Source organism: Bacillus shivajii (genome assembly GCF_020519665.1).
In the GTDB taxonomy this organism is placed as follows: Bacteria; Bacillota; Bacilli; order Bacillales; family Salisediminibacteriaceae; genus Bacillus_CA; species Bacillus_CA shivajii.
This window is the reverse complement of the sequence record NZ_CP084703.1, coordinates 2,049,400-2,070,789: the sequence shown is the minus strand read 5'-3', so window position 1 is coordinate 2,070,789 and position 21,390 is coordinate 2,049,400. Positions and strand designations below refer to the sequence as shown.

The window sequence follows — 21,390 nt, the reverse complement described above, 5'->3', positions numbered from 1 at the left end:
GCCAATTCCATTGTGCTTTAGTGAGCTTGCTCCCCATTCTTCTTTATTCGTATGTTAAAATAATTCAAGTGTGGAGAGCAGAAGAAACGGATTGTCGAGTAGATGGTGCAATTAGAAGCATGCGAACCGTCCCTATGCTTCGGAAGCACAAGAACCGTCCCCAAGGAGTGGAATTTGGAATGAACAAAAAAGATATCGCCCATATTCGTAAGCAATTTAAAGCAAATAATGACTTACTAAAACTTCATGATATATTTACGGTTTATGTGATGAAAGAATCAAGTGAGATTTATCATCATCAAAGTCAGCCGTTTGAAATGCTTGACCAAGATCAACAAGAGTTATTCTTCCAGAATTTCAAAAAAACACTGACTGGCCAATTAGATGAAAAATTATTTGAGCTGAAGTTTCAGCGCAATGCAGCAGACAGTAGTCAGCTCACTTTACATCAAGGTTTATTAAGTGATGATGTCGAAGATTGGAAGGCACATATGCTTCGTATCGTCCAGAAAATGCTGACAGCGCGGCAGTACGAAATGGATACGGTCATCACCTTTATACGTGGTGAATATTTTAAACCGACGAAAAAAAGAAATGATGAGACAGAAGAAAGTGGTCGTGATTCTGTTTATACTCACCCGTTTATTTTATGTTCGATTAATACGACCCAAGATCCAAAGAAAGAATTACTTTTTGACTATGTCGGAAAAGAATTTAAATACAATATTGTCGTTGATCCAATTATTAACTTAAAAGCTCCGATTGGCGGGTTTCTCTTCCCTTGTTTTAATGATCACGCGGCTGATGTAAACCACATTTTGTATTCATCTGGGAAAGCAAATGAGCCGGACTATTTGTTCATTGAAGACGTGTTAAATGCGGAAGAAATGATGACCGCAGCGGAAGACAAAATTGTGTTTGAAGAAATCGTCAAAAACGTGACAGGAGATCAGCTGAATACGGGTACTTTGTCAAATGTATATGAAGAAATTCACCGAGTCATTGAAGAAAACGAAGAGGAAGATGCTCCGAAATTAGATTACAAAGACGTCGGAAATGTTTTAAAGCAAAGTGGTGTAAAAGATGTTGAGCCGGAACAAGTAGAAACGGCTTTCAAAAAAGTGATCAATGACGATAAATATGAAATCAAGGCAAGCAACATCATGCCAAAGTATACGTCGAAATCAATTAAAATCGAAACAAAGGTCGCAAACGTGTCAATCAGTCCTCAAGATTTAAGCTACGTCAGACAGATCAATTTTGAAGGCAAGCGCTATCTCATGATCGAAGTTGAGGAAGATACTGTCATTGACGGGTTTACGATGATAACAGAGGCTTTTGGGGAGAAAAAAGAATAATAATGTAACTTAAACGCGCCTACCCCCAGGACGATAAAGGTTTATCGTACCGGGTGTCAGGTACCGTATAGTGAGTTTGCTGTATGGGTCAAAGGTGTGAACAACAGACCTAACCGTACAAATCTCACATTATTAACATTAAGTAAGGTCATGGAGACCAATCTACTCCATGCCCTTTTTTCATATTTGCTTGTTGAACGAATGCACATTCACTCTTCGACCTTTTCAAACTTAGCAGTTAAAACCCTGTCTTTACGCACTATAAATGGATAATTCCAGCTAGTAGTTAATTGTTCGCCCTCTTCTTCCCATCTAACAAACTGATAACCTTCATGAGGTTCAGCTTTTACAGCTATATCAGTCCCTTTTACATACACACCTTCACCACTTACTTCACCCGCATTTTCAGGTTCAACATTTAATTTAACCTCATACTTTTGTGTACAGGCAGTGGTTAAAACAGCTATGATCATAATACTCATACATAAAAGGAATAAGCTTAACCTACTATTAATCATTAAAACAGCTCCCCATTCATTGCACCAAATATATCGCTTACTTTATTAATAGATACCTCTAGTATCCAACAAAAATGACCTTCTCGTAAAGTAAACAAATCCTCTTTAGATCCTCCCATTACTTCAACAAAGAAAGCTCTACTCCCATCTTGAAGTAAAGCTTCCCTAATTTCCTATCTGTGAAAGAACTAAATTTTGCATACTACTATTGGTGTATCATTTTTATCATACAATTATTGTTATTTATTCTTTTTTTCCTCCCACAACTGTAAACGCTCTTCATGGCTAACCTCTTTATGTACTTCATGCAGCATCCATACATAACCAAAAGGGTCCATGAAAATGGCGTTTGATACTCCGTAGTCAGTAAGTTCAGTGACTGGTTGCACCTCTGTACAATCTAAATCCATCGCCTTTGCATAGGTCTCCTTAATATTTGGGACCGTAACATTCACCCAACTCGTTTTTGGGTCGTCAGGAGTTGGTGCGATCAAATGGAATTCTGGGTTTTCATCTAAAAAGTGAAAGCGAACGCCGTAGAGGGTGAAAACGACCTCATTTTCACCACGAGGAAAGTTAGATACCTCTACTCGTTCGATATCAAAGATCTTTTCATAAAGTTCCAATGCTTTTAAGCTATCTTTCACAACCATATCTAGTTCTACTCCAACCATCTCGAACACACTCCTTTTAGAAGTTCAAAAATATCTTCACCTTACCATTTTCCAGTTTATCTATTTCAGTATAGCAAATTCAATATCGCTAACACGGTCTAACGCCCCCCCTGTTTTCTACAAAGATTTATTTCATTTCATTCTCTGGCCTCAAAAATAAAGATTTATCTATAACTGAGGATAAATCGATTTGAGGATGTTCTCTTTGAATGAGTTCATAAATGTCTTGAATCATTACTTCTAATTCTCTTATGGAATTTGAAGGGTCTGCTAGAAAAATAGATTCTAAGCGATTTACAATATTTTTTGGCGTAATCACCATTGATTGTAGCGTTTGTTTTTGCCATTTAAAAGCAGGGTGATGAACGTATTGTCGGTTTAAACCAAACAGCATGCCCATGATATTTGTTTGAACATCGACCATTACTTTATAAAGCATGAACCAATCTTTACGATTGAGTAAAGCCTCACGATTATTCCATCTGTTACCTAAATGAATATTCTCTTTTATCATTGCTATACTTAACTCATTCGGATAATTATTTACTTTTTCTTTTAAACGATTAATAAGCAAATCACCACTAAGTGCCACTCCATCATGAACCGAAGCTACTAGACATTGTTTATTTAAATCTGTTTCAAAAGAAAGTATCACGTCATTTATGATGTTTTTAATTGTATCGGTTAGAAAATTGCTTATTTCTATTTTTACACCTTCAGTAATATATGTTTCTGACCATTCTTCATCTTCATAAGGGTAGAAATCGATGATATCCGCTTTCAAGTTTTCGATTGGAGTTGTCCTATCCTCATCTGTTGGGGACTCCTTCCAAAATACAAAGATCTCAATATCTGAATATTGATCATACCAGTCCCTTGCTACAGAACCACCTAATAAGACCGCTTCAACTTTTGGATTTCGTTCATAAATTTTTGCTATATTTGATGCTACAATTTTTAAATCCACTCAACTTCTCCCTTACCTATAATGATTTTTAATTAATACACGATGCTCCCCCTTTAGCACGATAACACCTTAAGCTTTTCGTTGATTTTGGGCCATATGTATAATTTGCTCAATCACTGAGTCAACTTTCGTGTTGTCTTTAATTACATATAAGTAATCAGCTTCACCTTCAACTGGATCTGTTACATTTTCAGCCTGTTGTCTAACAAGCACTTCCTCAAAAGTAGCAGCACTCCGAAATATATTCGTACTACGTTGACTTTGAGAAACTCGAGCTTGAAGAACATCATTTGGAATATCAAAATGAACTAGGATGCGGATAAACTCTTCTTTATTAAATAACTCCTCAAGAAGGTACAATCGTCCTTTTCGGCTTCGATTTGAGTTGCAAATAATAAGGTGACAGTCAGTTTGTTCTTTAGCATAATCGACAATTAGCTTTGAGATGGCGTGCTTAAGAGTGTTAGGCCCTTTTTTCGGTTGTAAGTTCTGATAATACGTGTTGATAAATTCAGCATGGTTGTCTTGATCCATGACTAATGAGTTGTTTAACTCTCGTTCTAGAGCTCTAGCGAATGTTGTCTTTCCGCTATGTGTCTTACCAACTGTAATGATCGCTAACCTTTTCATAACTGTAATTCCTTTCTTTAATTAGAAAAAATGATAGGAAATCGACACTTTCAAAGCCCCAAATTTCGTGTTATTGTCCGACTCAAACAACCATACTTATAGAAGCTTGCTTAAATATCGCTCCCGTTGTTATTATAATAAACATGACGAATTAATTATTGCTGCCTTAATGAAATCACTTTCATAGTGATTCTGTCTGCAAAGACAATGAACTGTTTATCAGAAGTTTTACAAGGATATTTAATTTCCAGCACGGTATTACCTAGATAACCTTCATTACTTACGTTTGTATCTTCAGTGACTTTTAAGTAATGGACCCTGCCATTCTTCCAGGAGACAGTTTCACTTTTCTCCGAAGGGTCTAGTTGGTTCCAAATCTTTGAAAGTATTCTTTTTTCTGCAAGGATGTAAGCAATAACAGTTATTGTTACTGCGATTATCGCAGCACTAAAAACCACCCAATTTAAAAAATCCCCTCTAAAGATTTGAATAATAAGATAGATGAAAATCCCTAATGAACACCCAATAACCATTCGACCTCTAAATGATGTAAAAATAGCTCTTCCCCCCTATAATATTGTTTATTTCCACTTCACTGAGGGAACAACAGCACATTTTTCCCCACAAGATGAACCTCAAGTGAAATTATGTCATGCTCAAGTTTTATGCATTATTCAGTTCTTTATCTTGTGAAAAACTTAATATAAATTTACTAACGAATCTAAGAATCAAATAAATGATGAAATAATTAAATAAAAAACCGATGATATTTAAATTTACATACCCAGACGGCGTGTAATAATGAAATCATTGTGAAGGAAAGCCATAAGAACGAGTACCACCTTCAATATAAACGCCTATAACTGGCACAAACGCAAATCCTACCGTCATTACGTAACTGATGAAATGTAAGTTGTTATATAGCTTCATATCACTTCCGAATAAATAAACTCCAATTACCCCAATTCCTAAAGCCATGATCAAAACAGGTACGATAAAACTTAATCCATCGATGTTGTTGTATGATCTTGTAGAAAAAAGCACAAGGAATAGAACAACACAAATCACATAAAAAACTTTAAGTTTCGTTTTATTCAAACGTTTCCCTCCCCCGATGATGAACGGCTCTTTTTGCCGATTTCACCACGTATAACCATTTATTTTTTTTTTAAGAAAGGTGCTTTGCCTTTTGAAGGAACGTTAAATAATTACTTTTTTAAATTTGATCTCATTAAAGAAGAGATCTGTTGCTCATTTCTATTTGAAATTTGTTCTAGATGATTAATCACTAGCTCCTGTCTCTCTATGGAATGGTTTTGACTTAACTTGGCTGTTCCTTCTATTTTATTGATTTTTATTTTAAAACCTTGAACTCCTTTAGTTAGACCAGCGAGATACTCAGCATCTACATTCTGTAAATTGTAAGAACTGTCTGGAGTTTCATATTTCATGACCATTTCATGTAAGGATTCCATTAACTCATTTTCGCCCTCTAAAAGTTCGACTTTTCCGTAAACATGAACGCTCACGTAATTCCATGTCGGTACAGCTTTATTTGTCTCATACCAAGATGGTGAGATATAACAATGAGGACCATGGAAAACAGCTAGCACAGTTTGATTTTCTACATCTTGCCACTGAGGATTAGGTCGAGCAAAGTGTCCATATAAGTATGTATTCTCCTTGTTTAAAATTAACGGTAAATGGGTCGCAAATGGCCTTCCATTATGCTCGGAAAAAAGAGTCGCAAAACTATGTTCGTTTATCACGCTATACATCATTGTTTCATCTGTGATGTTAAAGTGAGAAGGAATATACATCATCATCCGCCTTTCATGTTTATAATCATATGAATATGTACCAAGTCTTTTTCTATCTTTTTATTACTCTTTGCAGCATATGAAAATCGTTTCTACTACTTCTTCGGAACAAACTTCTAATGCGCCATAATTTGGAACTAGAGCAAAGTCAGCTTATTGTGCTAAAGCAACTCCTTCTATATAAATGTCTGTTTGATTTCATCGTATTCCCTAGACAAAATACTCATAAGAACATCGGTTTCATATTTTCCTTCAATAAGTGCTCCTTCTCTTTCTACACCTTCTTGAATAAAACCACATTTTTCATAGCATTTAATAGCACGCTTGTTGTACTGAAGGACACGTAAATCAACACGATGAAGGTTAAGTTCCTCAAAACCATAACGAAGAACCAACTGTGTTATTTCTGTACCTAAGCCTCTCCCCCAAACAGAAGGGGCAAACAAACCAACAGCATAACGAGCTCGATTATCAACTTTATTTACAGTCAGTCTTGCTTGGCCAACCATTTTACCTTCATACTCTACGCACCATTCGAGCTCATGATCTTGAATCGATTGAATAAATTGCTGAGCCTTTTCTATTGTTTTTGGTCCTATTTTATTCCTATCTCCTCCATACATTCTAACGAGTTCCTCACTAGCTTCGACATTCATATAATCCCAAACATCACTTTCTTTAGGCCTCCTTAATATGACGTGTTTTCCTTTCATTGTTGGTGATACATTATTCATATAGAGCACCCCCATTTCTTAGCCAACCGGTATTTTAATAAATGAAGGATATCCATTTTCCAAATTCCGTCTTCCTTTTTTACCTTGTATTAAAGAAGCCGTGAAATACCCATAACTAACTCTCATATCAACCCTAAGTTCATCACTATTTTCACTATCGCCCTTATAAATATCAATTGAGTCATAATACCTGAATTCTAAAGCCTTCTCAGAGTTAAATTTCATAACGTTTTCGTAATATTTCGATTTGAACGTCGAGAAGTCGTCAGGTAATAGTCCCCCGTCATACGTTAAAGCATAGGTTGCTTCGATATCATCGATCACTGCAGAATGAAAATAGACGAGTGTGATTTTTTCTGGTGAAAAATCTTTCAAATGTTCAATGTCCTTATCATTGGCAAAAGATTCATATTTTCTTAACTCTTCTTCTGATAGTTCACCAATATAAGAGAACTTTTTACCATTTTCATTATTGTTTGTTTGATCAGCTTCACCTGTGTTATAAAACAACGCGCCTGACCCCCAGCACGTTAAAGCTTTATCGCACTGGGGGTCAGGAACCATTTCTTACATCGTTACTTATTTTAATCAAAACACCAATTTCTTTTTATTTGGGTAATAACCATTAAACTAGAAGTTCTCCTCTTTAGTGACCCAAACGTCAACGACATCCTTTTCAACTAGCTCTCTTTATTTTTTATTGGTAAATTGGAATAACATCAAGCGAATCAAAGGGTTCTTCGTACATAGTATAGAAAAGCCGTGAATTTTTAGAAATATTAAGTTCTTTTTCAATTCCACCTTCTAACACTATTATTTTTTGTATATCTTCATCATTAGCCTTGCCCGCAAGTATAGGTATTTTTACTCCTGATTTTGTTTCAAATTCAAATCCAATTATATAATGAGCATTCTCTTCTCCAAACCTAACATAAGAAGTATTTTTGAAGAAATTAAAACCTTCTTCGCTTTTAGTAATACTTGAAACACCTAATGAATCGTCTAATTCATAAAAAACAAGAGTTTCCCCTTTATACTCTTCAACGGATAACAAAGCGTTTTTGTCACTTCCTTCTTTTTCTAAACCAAAAGTAACTGCTTCTTCCATTGTTTCGAACAACTCCAAATTTTGTGAATTACACCCTACTAACCAAAGTGTAAAAATTAATAACGATACAAACCATAAACTTTTTTTCATAACTCTTCTCCTCAAAAACTCTTAAACGAAACTCCGCGTTTATTCAATAAGATCAACGTAACTTCTTTCGCTATCGCTATACGTTAGTTAAATAAGAGAAATATTAATCCTCATTAACAGTAGCTTCAAAAGTAATTATTTGACTTGAATCAGTTGGATATTGTCCGTACTTGTAATCTGCTGAAATTATTATGTCTTTAAAACCAATCTCTTCAAGAATCAATTTAAACTCTTCAACTCCATACCAACGAAGTGGAAATCGTTCTAATTCTGTTTGTATTAGTTCTCCGTTATCCCATTTTTCGTAGCGATTATGAGATATTGTGTATTGGTTGATATAATCAACTTCAACTACTTTACTTTCTAATGTTAAAATTTTACCATTTTTAGATTCCCATGCTTTTGTTGATGTATTGTCATTTGATAAATCTGTTTGTAAAAAAGTATCTAGAATTAGCTTGCCACCATTAGAGAGATGATTATAGAAATTTTTTAATGCTTTAATAGAATCTTCTCTTCTATGTAATAGCAAGAATGTTCCAGTTGGCACGATAATAGCTTCATACTCTGTATCTAATGAAAATGACTCCATATGTCCTTTAAATAACTTCGAATTTAGTCCTCTTTTTTCACAATTGTTACGACAAATTTTTAACATTTCTGGTGAAACATCGAAGCCATCCACTTTCAAGCCACTTTCTAAAAGTGGGATTAGGATGCGACCAGTTCCGACCCCCGGTTCAAGAATGTCACCCGTACAAGAAGCTAATCTATCACTATAAAATTCTACATCTCCAAATGAAAGACCAATATATTTGTCCAACTCATATACTTCTGATGAAAGTTTACTGTAATAACCTAACAATTTAATTCCTCCTCTTTACTTTATTAAGCCGTGTTAGCTTTTGTTTCAGCTGAATTTAAACGTTTCAATGAAGGTAACCTTGAAAAAATAATGATTATACCTACAATTATTAATCCTACTAATATGTACAATGTACCAAGCGGATTAACTAAAACACCCCCTAAATATAGTGCTAGTTGATCTGCAAATACTCCTGCTAAAACTTGAGCAAGGGGCAGGGAAATCCAAGCCATCATTCTAGCAATAGAAAAAACTCTTCCTAGCATATTAGGCTTTGATTGCTGTTGAAAAATAGTGACTACAACCGTATTTACGATTGGAATAAATAAACCAATACAAAACCATGCAGTACCTATAAACCATAGATATGATGATAGACCTACAAAAGAAAAAGCTAAACCAATGATAACCATTGACACGAATATAATATTCAATTTCCTATCACCAATTTTTTTAATAATTGTACTTAATCCCCAATAACCATTCCTAAACCAAACAAAGAACTTAGCATCCCATAATCCTGGACAGTTCCAATACTTAAAATATAAGGCTGCCCTAAAACACTATGAAATCCCATCGCCATATTAAGACATGTAAACAACAAAACAAGGTGGAACAATGGTTTATTATTAGTAAGATAAGAAAAACCGTCTTTAAAATCTCTGCTCCATGTATTGTTTATTACGTTATCTTGATCTCTTGATTGTTCATTCAATGACACAGATAATTTCGTCCATAACATTAAAATAGTTATTAAAACGATTATATACGTTAATAAATCAATAAATATAATTAGAGTTAATCCACTAAATGCGATCAAGATACCTCCTGTTACTGGACCAAGTACATCACTTGCAGATGTTACTGTCGATAGTATGCCATTAGCCCTTGACATCGAACCTTCAGGAATTAGCATTGGTACAAGGGTATGTAAAGCAGGGCTTTGTAAAGCTGAAACACAAGATAATGCAGACGTAATAATCATTATTTGCCACATATTTAGATTGGTTGTAATGATTAACATACTAGCACTGAATATCGCTACTGTACCTATCATATTACCTACTAACAATAGTAATCGTGGTCCCTTCCGATCAATCCATACACCCGCTAAAGGACTTAATATAATACCTGGCAAAAAACCAAACACTAATACTAGAGCAAAATTAAAAACTTGCCCTGTTTCTTGGAAAGCAAATACTCCAAGTCCAAATCGAGTCATCGCTGAACCTAATAGTGAAATAAAGTGCGAAATTGATAAAAATATAAATACTTTAAACTTTGATGTCATCTAGTTCTCCTCCCTGAAACAACTTTAAACTTTAAAAATATGAATAAAAAGTGTAAAGTGATTGAAAAGCATTTCATATTTTTCAGGGGTTTCCCAGGAGGAAGTAAATCATGAACGCATTGGAGCATTATTTAAAATTAAAAAAACACTACCTTCATGTAAAAGAAGGAAAAGAAACTCAATCCTCTATTTCAGAAGTATCACAAATACTTTGTTGTACAATGAGAAATGCCAATATTATTTTAAATAAACTAAAAGAAAATGATTTGATTACCTGGATTTCACAACGAGGTAGAGGGAAAAAATCTAGACTTACCTTCAAAAAATCGTTAACTAATGCCGCAAACGAACATTTGCTTACACTAATTAACGAAAAAGGGTTAGAAAGCGGTTATGAATTTATCTCTTCAGCAGATTTTCCGAATGAAACAATGATATCTTTGTACAATCTCTTTGAAAGTCAGTTTGGTTTCCGCTCTATAACAAAAGAAAAAGGTCAAAAAGATATTTTAACAATCTCACACCCTTCTGAGATAAATACGTTAGATCCTGCTAAAGTCTCTATAGTAAATGAAGCGCATTTAGTAACCCAAATTTTTGATCGCCTCGTTTTATATGATGAAAAAGCAAAAAGTGTAGTGCCCCACCTCGTCCATTACTGGGAAAACAAAGACGGATTGAAATGGACTTTTTATTTACGTAAAGGAGTAATGTTTCATCATCAAAAGGAATTAACTTCTGAAGATGTTGTTTATACGTTCAATCGATTAATAAAAGAAGATAGCCCTGTTTTGAAATCATTATTTGAGGATATACAGTATGTGGAAGCAAAAGGTCTTTATACAGTAAACTTTTATTTGTATAAACATAATTATGTTTTTCCATACCTATTAAGTTCTATTTATGCATCAATTCTACCAGGAGACGTTCCCTTTGAGGCCACTATGCCAATTGGTTCTGGTCCATTTCAAGTTACAAAGCATACTAATGAAAAATTAACTTTAAATGTTTTTCAAAAATACTTTAAGGAACGAGCATTTTTAGATCAGGTTGACATTTTATTTACACCTCGTATAAAAGAAAAAATGACATTTATTGAGGAAAACAAAAAATCAGAAAAAACTTTTAATCAAAATCGTATAGAAAACGGGAGCTATTGTTTTTTCTTTAATTTTAGAAAAAAGGGTATACATAATGAGTATTACTTCAGGAAGGCACTAAATACGCTTTTAGACAAGAAACAATTGATCACTGATTTGAAAGGGGAAAGAGCGTTCCCCTCATCTAGTTTTACTCCTTTTAACAGTGCAAGTGTAAATAAAATAGAACATTCATCAATAGAAGAAGCGAAAAAATACCTAAATATGAGTAATTACCAAGGAGAGGGTCTTTTTCTAACTGTATTTGATTACAAACCATTCTTAGAGGATGTTCAATGGTTTAAGGTGCAATGTGAGAAGGTCGGTGTTAACATTAATATTCGAAAATCATCTATTTCTCAATTACAAAACAAGGAAACACTAATAAACACCGACATATTATATGGAGGTGTCATTATGGATGAAAATTATGACATCGCAATGTTTAATTTATATCATCGCAACCCTATTGTAAGACAATTTTTTAATGATGAATATTTAAACAGAGTTGATTTATCACTTGAGTTAGCAAAAAAAGAAAAAAACTTTAAAGCCAGAAAGCAGATTTATGACCGGATAGAGCATTTTATAACAAACCAGCTTTTAATTTTATATAGTTACCATACGTTTGATGAACCTCAGTTTTCCGAATTAATGAAGGGGTTAGAGGTTAACAACTATGGGTGGATTGACTTTCGTAAAACTTGGATTAAAGTTGATTCAAGTGGAAATCTTCAACCTCATATGATTATTTTTTAGCCAAATACGAAAGAAGAATCTGGAGATCCATAATTGCGATTAAAAATGCAGAGTGATTTCTAACTGTATTTGCAACTCGATTAATTTGTGGAATCAATATGATAATAGCTCGGTTTACACATCTAGTGAACCGAGCCATTTTTATGTTGATCTAATTTTTACTCTTCCACTAAGGGAAGTGTTTGTTTAATAAGAACAACCTACTATTTTACAATTAAACTTCTGATTTATTACTAAAAAGGTACTTCTCTAATGCATGGTAAACACCGTCCTCGTCATTTGAGGAAGTCACTGCATCTGCTTTTTCTTTAAAGTCATCTGGGGCATTTCCCATTGCAATACCTAAACCTGCATATTCTATCATTTCTAAATCGTTGTAATAATCACCAATAGCTATCATTTCTAATTTACCCACCCCAAGTTTCCTAAGTACTTGCTCTAGAGCACTCGCTTTATGAGCTTGTGGGTGAACGATATCTTGGAAGAATCCATCACTTGACTTACGTAAATTTTCAATATTAATCTCTCTCCATCCATCTACTCTTTGCTGGTCATCTACTGTAAACTTTGCCACTTTTTCATTAATACTTAATACGTTATCATGCATTGTATGGACCAAGTTATATTTTTTAAATAACTTTGTTTGATAATCGTCCATTCTTTCTACATATAAATTATGGGCAGTGCATACATAAAAATGAATATCCTTTCTTCTGCAATACTCAATGATTTCAGTCAATTCTTTAATGTCATAGGAAAATTCATGAATAATTTCTTTTGTATCAGTTTTCAATGTAGTTGCACCATTGTGGGATACAATTATCCCCTCTATTCCCAATTCATCTAATATAGGACGTGTCTGGTCTAAACTTCTTCCAGTGGAAATAACAACATGTATTCCAGAATCATATGCCTTCTTAACAGCTTCAATCGTTTTCGTTGTTAATTTACCACTTTGATTTAATAGCGTCCCGTCTACATCTAAAGCTAATAATTTGTAACTCAAATACCCACCTCGTTTAAAATGTCATAAAAAATGGATGATTTTCTTTATCCAATACTTTTATTATCTCTTCTTTAAATTCTACTTTTGAAATGGTTTTTTAATGATTCTTCCTTACTAAATCTTCTTTAACTATCACAGCTTACATATCTTCTTGTCTTTTACTTGTTCAACTAATGCTCCTTTTAGTTTGAGTGTATTTATTCACAATTTACTGCATTCAACGATAAATTTCCCGCCATTTTTCCGATAAGTTAGGGTTTAAACAGAAAACGCATACCTCCCAAAAAGAATCCTACTAACACTAATCCTAAACCAATAAAATGTCCAAACATTCCATGCTGGTCAATGTAATAAAAAACAAAGCCAGTAAAGACCATGAGAATTGAAAAAGCAATGATTTCTGTTCCCGATTTCTCTTCATTATAAATATAAAGTAAGACAAAACTAATAAACAGGGATAATATTAATAAAATCACTATAAAAATACCCATTTGCTAACCTAAACCTCCCTTATAATTTCAAATCTGTCTTTGAAACCTCTTTACTTTTTGTTCAAAAGTCACGTATTTCGGAACAAGAACCAGCGACAGATTCTTGTGTTATGCTCTCCGTTAGTAGAATAACACCTTAGCTTTTAAACTCCATAAAGTGGCTTGAATTTGGATAATGATTTTCCTTTGAAAATCCTAAAGAAGTATAAAATTTATCAGCCTGTTCCGTATCTGTATTTAGCACCAAAATTTTATAATAACCTTTTGCTTCGTCAATGATCTTTTTTACCAAAAGACTCCCTACACCGTTTCTCCTATGCTCCTTACTAACATAAAACCTTCTCAACCTACCAATAGATTGATCATTTGAAAATGGGTCTATATTTAATCCACCAATAGCAACAAGGATACCTTCTTCACTAAACACGCCAAATAAGCCTTCTCCAGAATTATTAAAAGTATTACTGCCATTTTTATAATCATTTACTAATCTTTCTACAAAACGAAAACCATCTTCTTTGCTTTCCTTTACTAAATGACCCAGATCAAAATTCAACAGATTATATATTTGCTTTACATCATATTTTCCCATATGTATCCCCCCTCCAAATTTGTTGATATATGCTTAAACCCACTATTTTACAAGACATTTTGTGAAGCTATATTGTTAGTCGTTGTCTTCGCATTTTAGTATCAGCTGCCTGTAATTTTTCCAATCTAATTTCCATAATTATTACCTCCCCATGTTATTTCTTAGATGACCGTATAACCTATTATCCTTATCACGTTAAAGCCCCTTTTATTTTAATATCATTTTCCATTTTGCGAAGTGCAAAAAACGGGCTGCATCAATTACATCCCGTCATTAGAACTTTCTTTATATTTAACCATATATGGCAAAAACAAAGAAAAGAATATAGAAATTGAAATCGCAATAATTATAGTTACAAAGATGTTTAAATGGAAATAATTTGCTAAAATCAAACTTGAAGATATTATCGGAAAAACGGTTAAAAAAGCTACTAAAGACCTGGAAGAGAAAGTTATTTCGTGTTTTGTATTACATTTCTCGCAATTAATAGGTTTGTATCCTAACCACAATGATTTAATGATTTTTTTCCATTTCATTTGCACACCACATTTGTTACATATTGGTAAACTCATAATCTCCCCCCTAATAGAAACTTAAAATAAATTTATTTGCTATCTTATCTTTTTTCAGAAACATGCTCGTTAACACAATAAGCGATAACCTTTATTAAGTTATCGCTCTCCGTCCGTTGAAGATGAATTTATAAGAATGTTTTCCAAAAAATAACTCTTGATCTGAGTAGTTTATCGGCAATTATTACAAATAGTAAGGGTTTTTTCTCCACGATATGTTTCATTCATTTTTTTTCCGCACGATGAGCACATTTTTGTGTTCCCCTTCGTTCCTGAATATGAACCGTAATTTTCATAATGAATATCTGATGCTTTACGTAAAAAATAAAAAAACACGAAAGTGATTATTGCAATAATAAAAATTTCAATTAGAATTTGTAAAACCCCCCCATTACTTTAACAAGGAAAGCTACACTTCCTTCTCTGAAATAAGCTTACCCGTTCTGGTTGAATAACTAATAAAAGATAATTGTTATCATTCACTTCTGCTTCGGTTATTTAAAATGAATTCCAAACTACACTCCATCACAAAAAAATAACCATTAATATTATCTACGAATTTATTTGCAATAGGTTTCGCCCTCTTAAACAAACCTTTACATTAAAGCTCATTATTTTCCTTTTATTTGGACGAAAAAAAGAGCGTCTCTTATTAAAGAAACTCTCTCCGTTAATGGAATAAGAAATTCTATTTATTAAGTGTTTTTACCATAGTATATTAACTGCTACCAGGAGGGTAATCTTTAATTTCACCTACAACTTGATATCCTTTGATTTCATAAAAAGAACGAGCTTGAAATTCAAAAGTGGTTAAAAGTGCTTTTTTTTGCAGCCTTCTCTTTGGCGTTTTTTTCTGCTGTATCAAGAAGTTGGCGACCTATACCTTTACCTCTGTATTCTTCAACGCGCCTGACCCCCAGCACGTTAAAGCTTTATCGCACTGGGGGTCAGGAACCATTTTTTATCCTTCATGATCACTTCTATTCCTCTTCCATTTACTTTTATTTCTTAAACTCATGACTCTCTTTCTTGGTTTTGTTTTCTTCGTTTTTTCCGAATCGATAAATTCTTGTCTCATTTCACTAAAAATCTCTTGTTTATCCCGCTCCTTTTCCTGCGTTCTTATGACATTCATATCCCAATTCAACGATTTAAATAAGGCGACCATCATAAAACAGATAATGAACGTAAATGGTAGAGCCGCAATGATCGATGCATTTTGCAACCCTTCTAATCCCCCGCTTACTAAAAGGACGCTTGCAATACTTGCAATCAAAATCCCCCATATGAGTCTTGCAAATATATTCGGTTCTAAGCTTCCTTTCGATGTCAAAACACCTAGTACATAGGAAGCAGAGTCAGCTGACGTAATAAAGAAAATGATAATTAGGAGAACAGCGAGAAAACTCGTGATTGCTCCGATTGGAAATTCAGCTAATGTTGTAAATAAAACGAGTTCCACTTCGTTCATCACAACATTACCTATACTAATTCCTTGAAAAATTTCTAAATAAAAGCCAGAGCCACCAAACGTACTAAACCATATGATTGCAATCAATGACGGTACGATCAGCACACCTAAAATAAATTCCCTTACAGTTCTTCCCCTTGAAATGCGTGCAATGAAAATCCCCATAAATGGTGCCCACGATATGTGCCAAGCCCAGTAAAAAATTGTCGCTCCCCCGAGCCAATTGCTTTCAGCATATGGGTACATTGATAAGCTCATAGGGATGATATGTTGTAAATAGCCACCGAGCGTGGACATAAATTTTTCTAAAATAAACAGCGTCGGTCCAGCAAATAACATAAAAATAAGTAGTAAGCCCGCTAATGATAAATTAATTATACTTAAAATACGGATCCCTTTATTTAAACCAGACGCTGCTGAAATCATAAATAACCCAGAGACTATCAAAATAATCAATAATTGTGAGTAAATATTATTAGGAACGTCTAATATGTGTGACAATCCACCGCTAATTTGTAAGGCGCTTAGACCGAATGTGGTTGCAACACCCATTGCGGTAGCAATCACAGCTAAAATATCAATTACTTTCCCTAGCTTACCTTTAATACGTTCACCTATTAATGGGTAAAATGCAGAGCTAATAAGCGCAGGTTGATTTTGCCGATATTGGACGTCTGCTAACACTAATCCAACAAAACCAAAAATTGCCCATGCATGCAGCGCCCAATGATAAACAGAGTATTGCATGCCTATTTGTGCAGCTTCTGCTGTTTCTGGTGTGGTACCTGGTGGTGGATCCATATAATAGAGAAGAGGTTCTGCTACTCCCCAAAAGACAAAGCCAACACCGACCCCTGCGGAAAATAACATCCCTAACCATGTATAAAACGTGTATTCCGGTTCGTCGTCTTCCTTTCCTAATTTTATTTTTCCATAATTACTAAACGCCAAGAATATACAAATAAAAACTAGAAAAGTAACTGTTATCATATAGAACCAACCGAACGTATCCAATGTAAATGCAAGTACATTTGTAGCTATGTAATCGAGATGATCAGCATTAAATCCTCCCCACGCGACAAATAACAAAATGAGGACTGTGGCGACAGCAAAAACAATGCCCGGTTTTTTCGTGTCATAATGATATCTCATATATACCACTCACTTTTCTAATCTATTTACACGGTTTTTGGTCTGTATCCTCAACAATGGAGAAGAATTGTCACAGCGTTTTACGGCTAGTAAAGTTTATGCCGTCATTAAGCCACACATGTGTATAATTTCACATGTGTGGCCTCACTTATATAAGATATTAAGGGAATCCTACAATAGAAATTCATTTAACAAACGAACGACTTTTCCAAAGTGGCACTATTCTTCAGAATCATTTTTGACAACTAAAACATCACAATCTGCTTTTTGAACGACTTGAAAACTGACACTTCCGAGAAAGAATCTTTGTATTCCACCTAACCCTCGATTTCCGATAATGATCAAATCTATTTTATTTTCTTTAGCAAATCTTAAAATTGAATTTGCAGCATGGCCTCTTAATACTTGAACGTCCACTTTATTACTTAAGTCTTCAAGTAACTGTTCAACTTCTTTTTTTCTTTCAAAGCCACTCTCTTTATATTTTTCTAGTAAGTCATGGTAAGTAAAGCTATCATAAGGCGTATTAGGAAGGTCCCAAGCAGTGACAACGATAACTTCAATACTTTCATCGTTTCTTGCAATGATTTTCGCTCGTTCAACCGCTTTTTTACTCGTTTGAGATCCGTCAAAAGCTACTAATATTTTCGTACAATTCATATTAACCCCCTCCTTAACTGAAAGATACCACACGGCAATGTTCTAAAATATGGTAAAAGGGCGATTTCACTAAAAGGTCATTACTTTTTGAATTTTTCGTGAAATCAAACAAAAGGAAAGATTAAGAGTTACACTACATAGGCTATGAGGTGTAAAAAATTTGAAAGGCCTTAAGCATCGATGACGTGTCAACAAGTACAGTACTTTGTCCTTCAATTAGGATTTCTACCGATTCACCAAGTTGTCATAAAGTTATGACGCTTTAATGAAAGCTCTTTGTTTCATTACTTTCTAAAGTCCATTTAAGGTTATAGTAAAAATATTGAAAAGGTGATTTTCGAAGAGTGAGGAGTTAAAAATGTCTTTTGAAATAATCATGATCGGCTTATTTTATGCAATCATTTATTTGTTTGCTTATCGATTCATACCATCGGATAAATTGAAACGGAAAATGTGGATTTCATTTGTCGGCGGGATGGCCGCTGCCTATGTTTTCGTGTATGTTTTGCCTAATTTTCATGACCATCAACACGCTATTAAAGAAGAGTATGGTAGATTGGCGACACAAACTGAACTTTATTTTGTTGGTTTAATAGGTTTACTTCTTTTCTACGGTGTTCAAAAGTATGCAGAAGAAGGGATACAAAGTAAAAAAGCGAGTCGTGAACCTCGTTTTTGGGTACAAGTGATTTTCTTTGCCATCTATAACATGCTTATTTCTTACAGCATTGTTTCCACAGATATTAGTGGCGTTCAGGCAATTTTTTATGCAACCGCAATCGGTCTTCATTTCTTAGTCGTTGCCCACGACTTATGGCGTTACAACCCTTATCTTTATATTAAAATCGGACGTTTCATCATGGCTTCAGGTGTGCTAATTGGATGGATGGTCGGGATGTGGCTTGCAATGTCTTATTTAATTGAAGCCATCATTTTTGCTTTTATCTCTGGAGCAATGATCCTCAACGTTCTTAGCAACGAATTACCTAGACACCGCGAAGCTCATTTCCCTACCTTCGCTTTTGGAGTTATTTTGTATACAAGTGCGACGATGGTGTTAAAATTCTTTTTTGAATGGTAAATGGAAACCTTTTAAGCAAGCTAAAAAATAGAAATAATAAAAAGCTAGTCTTTATTTCTAATAGAGACCAGCTTTTTTGATATAGGGAGATTATTTATGACAAGTAACTTTCTCTCATTCCTTAGTCATCTCCAGGAAGTTCTGGCTTTGAGAACATCGGTGGCTCGCCACCCAATACTTCTAAAAATGCCAATAAATCTTCTTTTTCTTGATCGGTTAGATTCAACTCAAAGATGAGCGAATCCGTATTTGGATGTCCATCCCCACCACGATTGTAAAACTCTATCACTTCTTCTAATGTTCGAATACTGCCATCACTCATGTACGGGCCAGTATGAGTAATACCGTATAAGCCAGGAGTTCGGATTGCTCCCTTATCGGCTTCATCTCCTGTTACAGCATATCGACCTTCATCATCTGTGTCTAAACCAACATTGTAAAATTGATTATCCGATAAATTTTCCCCATTGTGGCAATTTATACAACCGGCTTCTCCTGCAAAAAGGTCTAAGCCACGAATTTCTTGATTTGTAAGGGCATCTGTTTCACCTTTTAGGAAACGGTCATACGATGTATCTTTTACAACAATCTGTCGTTGAAACGCAGCAAGTGCTTTCCCAATCGCTTCAGGTGTAATTTCATCAAATCCTGCTTCTATAAATAACTCTTCGTACCCTTCAATACCTTGTAATTTTGGAATAAGATCATCTAGCAACATGTTCATTTCATTTGGATCTTCAATCGGTCCTAATGCCTGCTCTTCAAGAGAACTAGCACGACCATCCCAAAAATTAGAGGTATAATAGCCTGAATTAATAATCGTTGGTGAGTTTCTCGGCCCATCCCCGCCATCAAATGTTTCAAATGTTGCTCTGCCATCTCCATACCCCAATTCTGGAATGTGGCAGCTCATACAACTCACTTGATCATTTCCGGAAAGACGCTTATCAAAATATAACACTTCACCTAAATGCAGCACCTCTGAAATCATTGGGTTATCCTCTGGTATTGGAATGTCTCCAAGTGGTACTAATTGGTCGTTACTTAATAGTTCTTCTACAAGATCTGTAAGATCTTCATCCATGTCACCTGACGATAATTCATCAGAGCAAGCGACAAAAATCCCACTCAAAGTAATTGCTAACATGGATAAAATAAACTTTTTCATCATAATTAAGTTCCCCCTCCATTAAAATATTTATTTTTATATTGTTTCTCCTCCTTTCTTATCATAATTATAATTTAGTTATTATTAAAATTAAGTAGATATATTTGAATAATTTATGACAGTTGGTAAATTATGTTATTTTACAGATTATAAACTGTATAAATAGTGTAAAGGTGAGGTATTTTTCACATAAAAAAAGTGTGAAGAGCCCTCATAGACTTCACACACAAGTGTTAAATGGATATTACATTCACAATTTTTCATTAAAAAATGATCTTAGAATTATCAGTTACAATGTAATGAATTCACTTTTTTTCTATAATAATTGAAAGATATGACTCACATTAAACCATCTTAACTATGCAACACATTTTTCTTATATACGACATACGTTTTCGCCAGTTTATCATGGAGCCCTGTTTTCCTTTCAGTAAAAGCCACCATTAAATAACCAATAAAAAATATGAGTGAAAGAAATTCACTTAAATATCTTCCAGCGGACTTAGCTATAGTTAATTTATCCCCTTCTTGGTCGACCAATTTCAAACCGAAAAGCGCTTTACCAACTGTACCTTGAAGCTTTGTTACGGGCAAAACGATTCTATACAAAGACCAGATGACGAAAATGGGAATGTTAAACCAGATCGTCTCCTGCCTCTCCCCCAAGCCGAATACAAGGTGGTTAAATAAATTAAGTGGATACAGAATGAGCACCATATCGATAAAAAAGGCAAAGAACCTTCTCAAGAACCCTGCATAAACTTCATTTGCCATACAATCACTCCACTTCCAAATGAACGTTTAAATGTTGCCTATTCACATCAATCATTAACATACTTTCTAATTATCATACCCTGATTGACCTAAGAATACGCCTGACCCCCACCACGTTAACACTCTATCGTACTGGGGGTCAGGAATTCACAATTAGAATAAAAATAACATCATAGCCATTTTCTCAAGCCATGATGTTTATTGGTTTATATCTTTAAAATTCCTAGCATTGTAAATGATTCGAACAACTTCTATTGAATCCTTGTTAATTCGATAAATGATTCTATAGTTCGTTAAGACTTTCTCTCTAATCATTTCATTTTTCATCTCGGGAACTATTCCACCAGAGTATGGGAAGTCAGCCGTAGTTTCAATGGAATCAATTATACTCCTTGCGAACATTCTTGCATATTCTTCCGAGTCTTCAGCTATATAATTACATTATGTTTTAGCCATTTCCCTAATTTCTC

The 21,390-nt window shown here is 34.3% G+C and carries 26 protein-coding genes; 3 read left to right on the top strand and 23 right to left on the bottom strand.

Going from position 1 to position 21,390, the window contains the following annotated elements; all coding sequences use genetic code 11:
• Positions 1 to 179 precede the first annotated feature (179 nt).
• Positions 180 to 1,358, top strand: coding sequence for a DUF4317 domain-containing protein (locus LGQ02_RS10215; RefSeq protein ID WP_226518048.1), 1,179 nt, complete (start codon positions 180 to 182; stop codon positions 1,356 to 1,358).
• Positions 1,359 to 1,567: 209 nt separating this feature from the next.
• Here LGQ02_RS10215 and LGQ02_RS10210 read toward each other — a convergent pair whose 3' ends face one another.
• The 13 genes from LGQ02_RS10210 to LGQ02_RS10150 all read right to left on the bottom strand — a co-directional run bounded on the left by LGQ02_RS10210 (position 1,568) and on the right by LGQ02_RS10150 (position 10,055).
• Positions 1,568 to 1,876, bottom strand: coding sequence for an InlB B-repeat-containing protein (locus LGQ02_RS10210; protein ID WP_226518047.1), 309 nt, complete (start codon positions 1,874 to 1,876; stop codon positions 1,568 to 1,570).
• Positions 1,877 to 2,115: 239 nt separating this feature from the next.
• A complete protein-coding gene (locus LGQ02_RS10205; RefSeq protein ID WP_226518046.1) occupies positions 2,116 to 2,550 on the bottom strand; it encodes a VOC family protein in 435 nt (144 codons plus the stop codon).
• 127 nt (positions 2,551 to 2,677) lie between these two features.
• Complete coding sequence (locus LGQ02_RS10200; RefSeq protein WP_226518045.1) at positions 2,678 to 3,517, bottom strand: DUF4037 domain-containing protein; 840 nt, start codon at positions 3,515 to 3,517, stop codon at positions 2,678 to 2,680.
• A 69-nt stretch (positions 3,518 to 3,586) separates the two neighbouring features.
• Entirely contained in the window at positions 3,587 to 4,147 is a 561-nt protein-coding gene (locus LGQ02_RS10195; protein ID WP_226518044.1) for an AAA family ATPase, read from the bottom strand.
• A gap of 155 nt (positions 4,148 to 4,302) precedes the next feature.
• Positions 4,303 to 4,680 carry a hypothetical protein gene (locus LGQ02_RS10190; RefSeq protein ID WP_226518043.1) on the bottom strand — a complete coding sequence of 126 codons (378 nt, stop codon included), beginning with the start codon at positions 4,678 to 4,680 and terminating at the stop codon, positions 4,303 to 4,305.
• Positions 4,681 to 4,954: 274 nt separating this feature from the next.
• Positions 4,955 to 5,245 (bottom strand): hypothetical protein, encoded by a 291-nt coding sequence (locus LGQ02_RS10185; protein WP_226518042.1) that lies wholly within the window; start codon positions 5,243 to 5,245, stop codon positions 4,955 to 4,957.
• A gap of 110 nt (positions 5,246 to 5,355) precedes the next feature.
• Positions 5,356 to 5,967 carry an FMN-binding negative transcriptional regulator gene (locus LGQ02_RS10180; protein ID WP_226518278.1) on the bottom strand — a complete coding sequence of 204 codons (612 nt, stop codon included), beginning with the start codon at positions 5,965 to 5,967 and terminating at the stop codon, positions 5,356 to 5,358.
• 176 nt (positions 5,968 to 6,143) lie between these two features.
• Positions 6,144 to 6,701: a GNAT family N-acetyltransferase gene (locus tag LGQ02_RS10175; RefSeq protein WP_226518041.1), complete on the bottom strand. Its 558-nt coding sequence runs from the start codon at positions 6,699 to 6,701 to the stop codon at positions 6,144 to 6,146.
• Positions 6,702 to 6,719: 18 nt separating this feature from the next.
• Positions 6,720 to 7,211, bottom strand: coding sequence for a hypothetical protein (locus LGQ02_RS10170; RefSeq protein ID WP_226518040.1), 492 nt, complete (start codon positions 7,209 to 7,211; stop codon positions 6,720 to 6,722).
• A 187-nt stretch (positions 7,212 to 7,398) separates the two neighbouring features.
• Positions 7,399 to 7,899 (bottom strand): hypothetical protein, encoded by a 501-nt coding sequence (locus LGQ02_RS10165; protein WP_226518039.1) that lies wholly within the window; start codon positions 7,897 to 7,899, stop codon positions 7,399 to 7,401.
• Positions 7,900 to 8,002: 103 nt separating this feature from the next.
• Positions 8,003 to 8,764, bottom strand: coding sequence for a class I SAM-dependent methyltransferase (locus LGQ02_RS10160; protein WP_226518038.1), 762 nt, complete (start codon positions 8,762 to 8,764; stop codon positions 8,003 to 8,005).
• A gap of 23 nt (positions 8,765 to 8,787) precedes the next feature.
• Positions 8,788 to 9,198 (bottom strand): MFS transporter, encoded by a 411-nt coding sequence (locus LGQ02_RS10155; protein WP_226518037.1) that lies wholly within the window; start codon positions 9,196 to 9,198, stop codon positions 8,788 to 8,790.
• Between the two features lie 32 nt (positions 9,199 to 9,230).
• Complete coding sequence (locus tag LGQ02_RS10150; RefSeq protein WP_226518036.1) at positions 9,231 to 10,055, bottom strand: MFS transporter; 825 nt, start codon at positions 10,053 to 10,055, stop codon at positions 9,231 to 9,233.
• Between the two features lie 119 nt (positions 10,056 to 10,174).
• Here LGQ02_RS10150 and LGQ02_RS10145 point away from each other — a divergent pair, with 119 nt between their 5' ends.
• The gene (locus tag LGQ02_RS10145; protein WP_226518035.1) at positions 10,175 to 11,953 is read left to right on the top strand and encodes an ABC transporter substrate-binding protein; all 1,779 of its coding nucleotides are present in this window, start codon (positions 10,175 to 10,177) and stop codon (positions 11,951 to 11,953) included.
• 214 nt (positions 11,954 to 12,167) lie between these two features.
• Here LGQ02_RS10145 and LGQ02_RS10140 read toward each other — a convergent pair whose 3' ends face one another.
• From LGQ02_RS10140 to LGQ02_RS10110, 7 genes are all read right to left on the bottom strand, one after another.
• On the bottom strand, positions 12,168 to 12,959 hold the full coding sequence (locus LGQ02_RS10140; protein WP_226518034.1) for a Cof-type HAD-IIB family hydrolase: 792 nt from the start codon (positions 12,957 to 12,959) through the stop codon (positions 12,168 to 12,170).
• A gap of 251 nt (positions 12,960 to 13,210) precedes the next feature.
• The gene (locus LGQ02_RS10135) at positions 13,211 to 13,450 is read right to left on the bottom strand and encodes a hypothetical protein (protein ID WP_226518033.1); all 240 of its coding nucleotides are present in this window, start codon (positions 13,448 to 13,450) and stop codon (positions 13,211 to 13,213) included.
• A 136-nt stretch (positions 13,451 to 13,586) separates the two neighbouring features.
• Entirely contained in the window at positions 13,587 to 14,042 is a 456-nt protein-coding gene (locus tag LGQ02_RS10130; protein ID WP_226518032.1) for a GNAT family N-acetyltransferase, read from the bottom strand.
• A gap of 260 nt (positions 14,043 to 14,302) precedes the next feature.
• Positions 14,303 to 14,614, bottom strand: a complete 312-nt coding sequence (locus LGQ02_RS10125) for a TIGR04104 family putative zinc finger protein (RefSeq protein ID WP_226518031.1) — start codon at positions 14,612 to 14,614, stop codon at positions 14,303 to 14,305.
• Between the two features lie 800 nt (positions 14,615 to 15,414).
• Entirely contained in the window at positions 15,415 to 15,537 is a 123-nt protein-coding gene (locus tag LGQ02_RS10120) for a GNAT family N-acetyltransferase (RefSeq protein ID WP_226518030.1), read from the bottom strand.
• Positions 15,538 to 15,575: 38 nt separating this feature from the next.
• Positions 15,576 to 17,237 carry a BCCT family transporter gene (locus LGQ02_RS10115; protein ID WP_226518029.1) on the bottom strand — a complete coding sequence of 554 codons (1,662 nt, stop codon included), beginning with the start codon at positions 17,235 to 17,237 and terminating at the stop codon, positions 15,576 to 15,578.
• Between the two features lie 219 nt (positions 17,238 to 17,456).
• The gene (locus LGQ02_RS10110) at positions 17,457 to 17,897 is read right to left on the bottom strand and encodes a universal stress protein (RefSeq protein WP_226518028.1); all 441 of its coding nucleotides are present in this window, start codon (positions 17,895 to 17,897) and stop codon (positions 17,457 to 17,459) included.
• Positions 17,898 to 18,255: 358 nt separating this feature from the next.
• Here LGQ02_RS10110 and LGQ02_RS10105 point away from each other — a divergent pair, with 358 nt between their 5' ends.
• Positions 18,256 to 18,978 (top strand): DUF3270 family protein, encoded by a 723-nt coding sequence (locus tag LGQ02_RS10105; RefSeq protein WP_226518027.1) that lies wholly within the window; start codon positions 18,256 to 18,258, stop codon positions 18,976 to 18,978.
• Positions 18,979 to 19,099: 121 nt separating this feature from the next.
• Here LGQ02_RS10105 and LGQ02_RS10100 read toward each other — a convergent pair whose 3' ends face one another.
• The 3 genes from LGQ02_RS10100 to LGQ02_RS10090 all read right to left on the bottom strand — a co-directional run bounded on the left by LGQ02_RS10100 (position 19,100) and on the right by LGQ02_RS10090 (position 21,322).
• Positions 19,100 to 20,149 carry a cytochrome-c peroxidase gene (locus LGQ02_RS10100; protein ID WP_226518026.1) on the bottom strand — a complete coding sequence of 350 codons (1,050 nt, stop codon included), beginning with the start codon at positions 20,147 to 20,149 and terminating at the stop codon, positions 19,100 to 19,102.
• 351 nt (positions 20,150 to 20,500) lie between these two features.
• The gene (locus tag LGQ02_RS10095; protein ID WP_226518025.1) at positions 20,501 to 20,920 is read right to left on the bottom strand and encodes an RDD family protein; all 420 of its coding nucleotides are present in this window, start codon (positions 20,918 to 20,920) and stop codon (positions 20,501 to 20,503) included.
• 198 nt (positions 20,921 to 21,118) lie between these two features.
• The gene (locus LGQ02_RS10090; protein ID WP_264184015.1) at positions 21,119 to 21,322 is read right to left on the bottom strand and encodes a type II toxin-antitoxin system RelE/ParE family toxin; all 204 of its coding nucleotides are present in this window, start codon (positions 21,320 to 21,322) and stop codon (positions 21,119 to 21,121) included.
• Positions 21,323 to 21,390 lie beyond the last annotated feature (68 nt).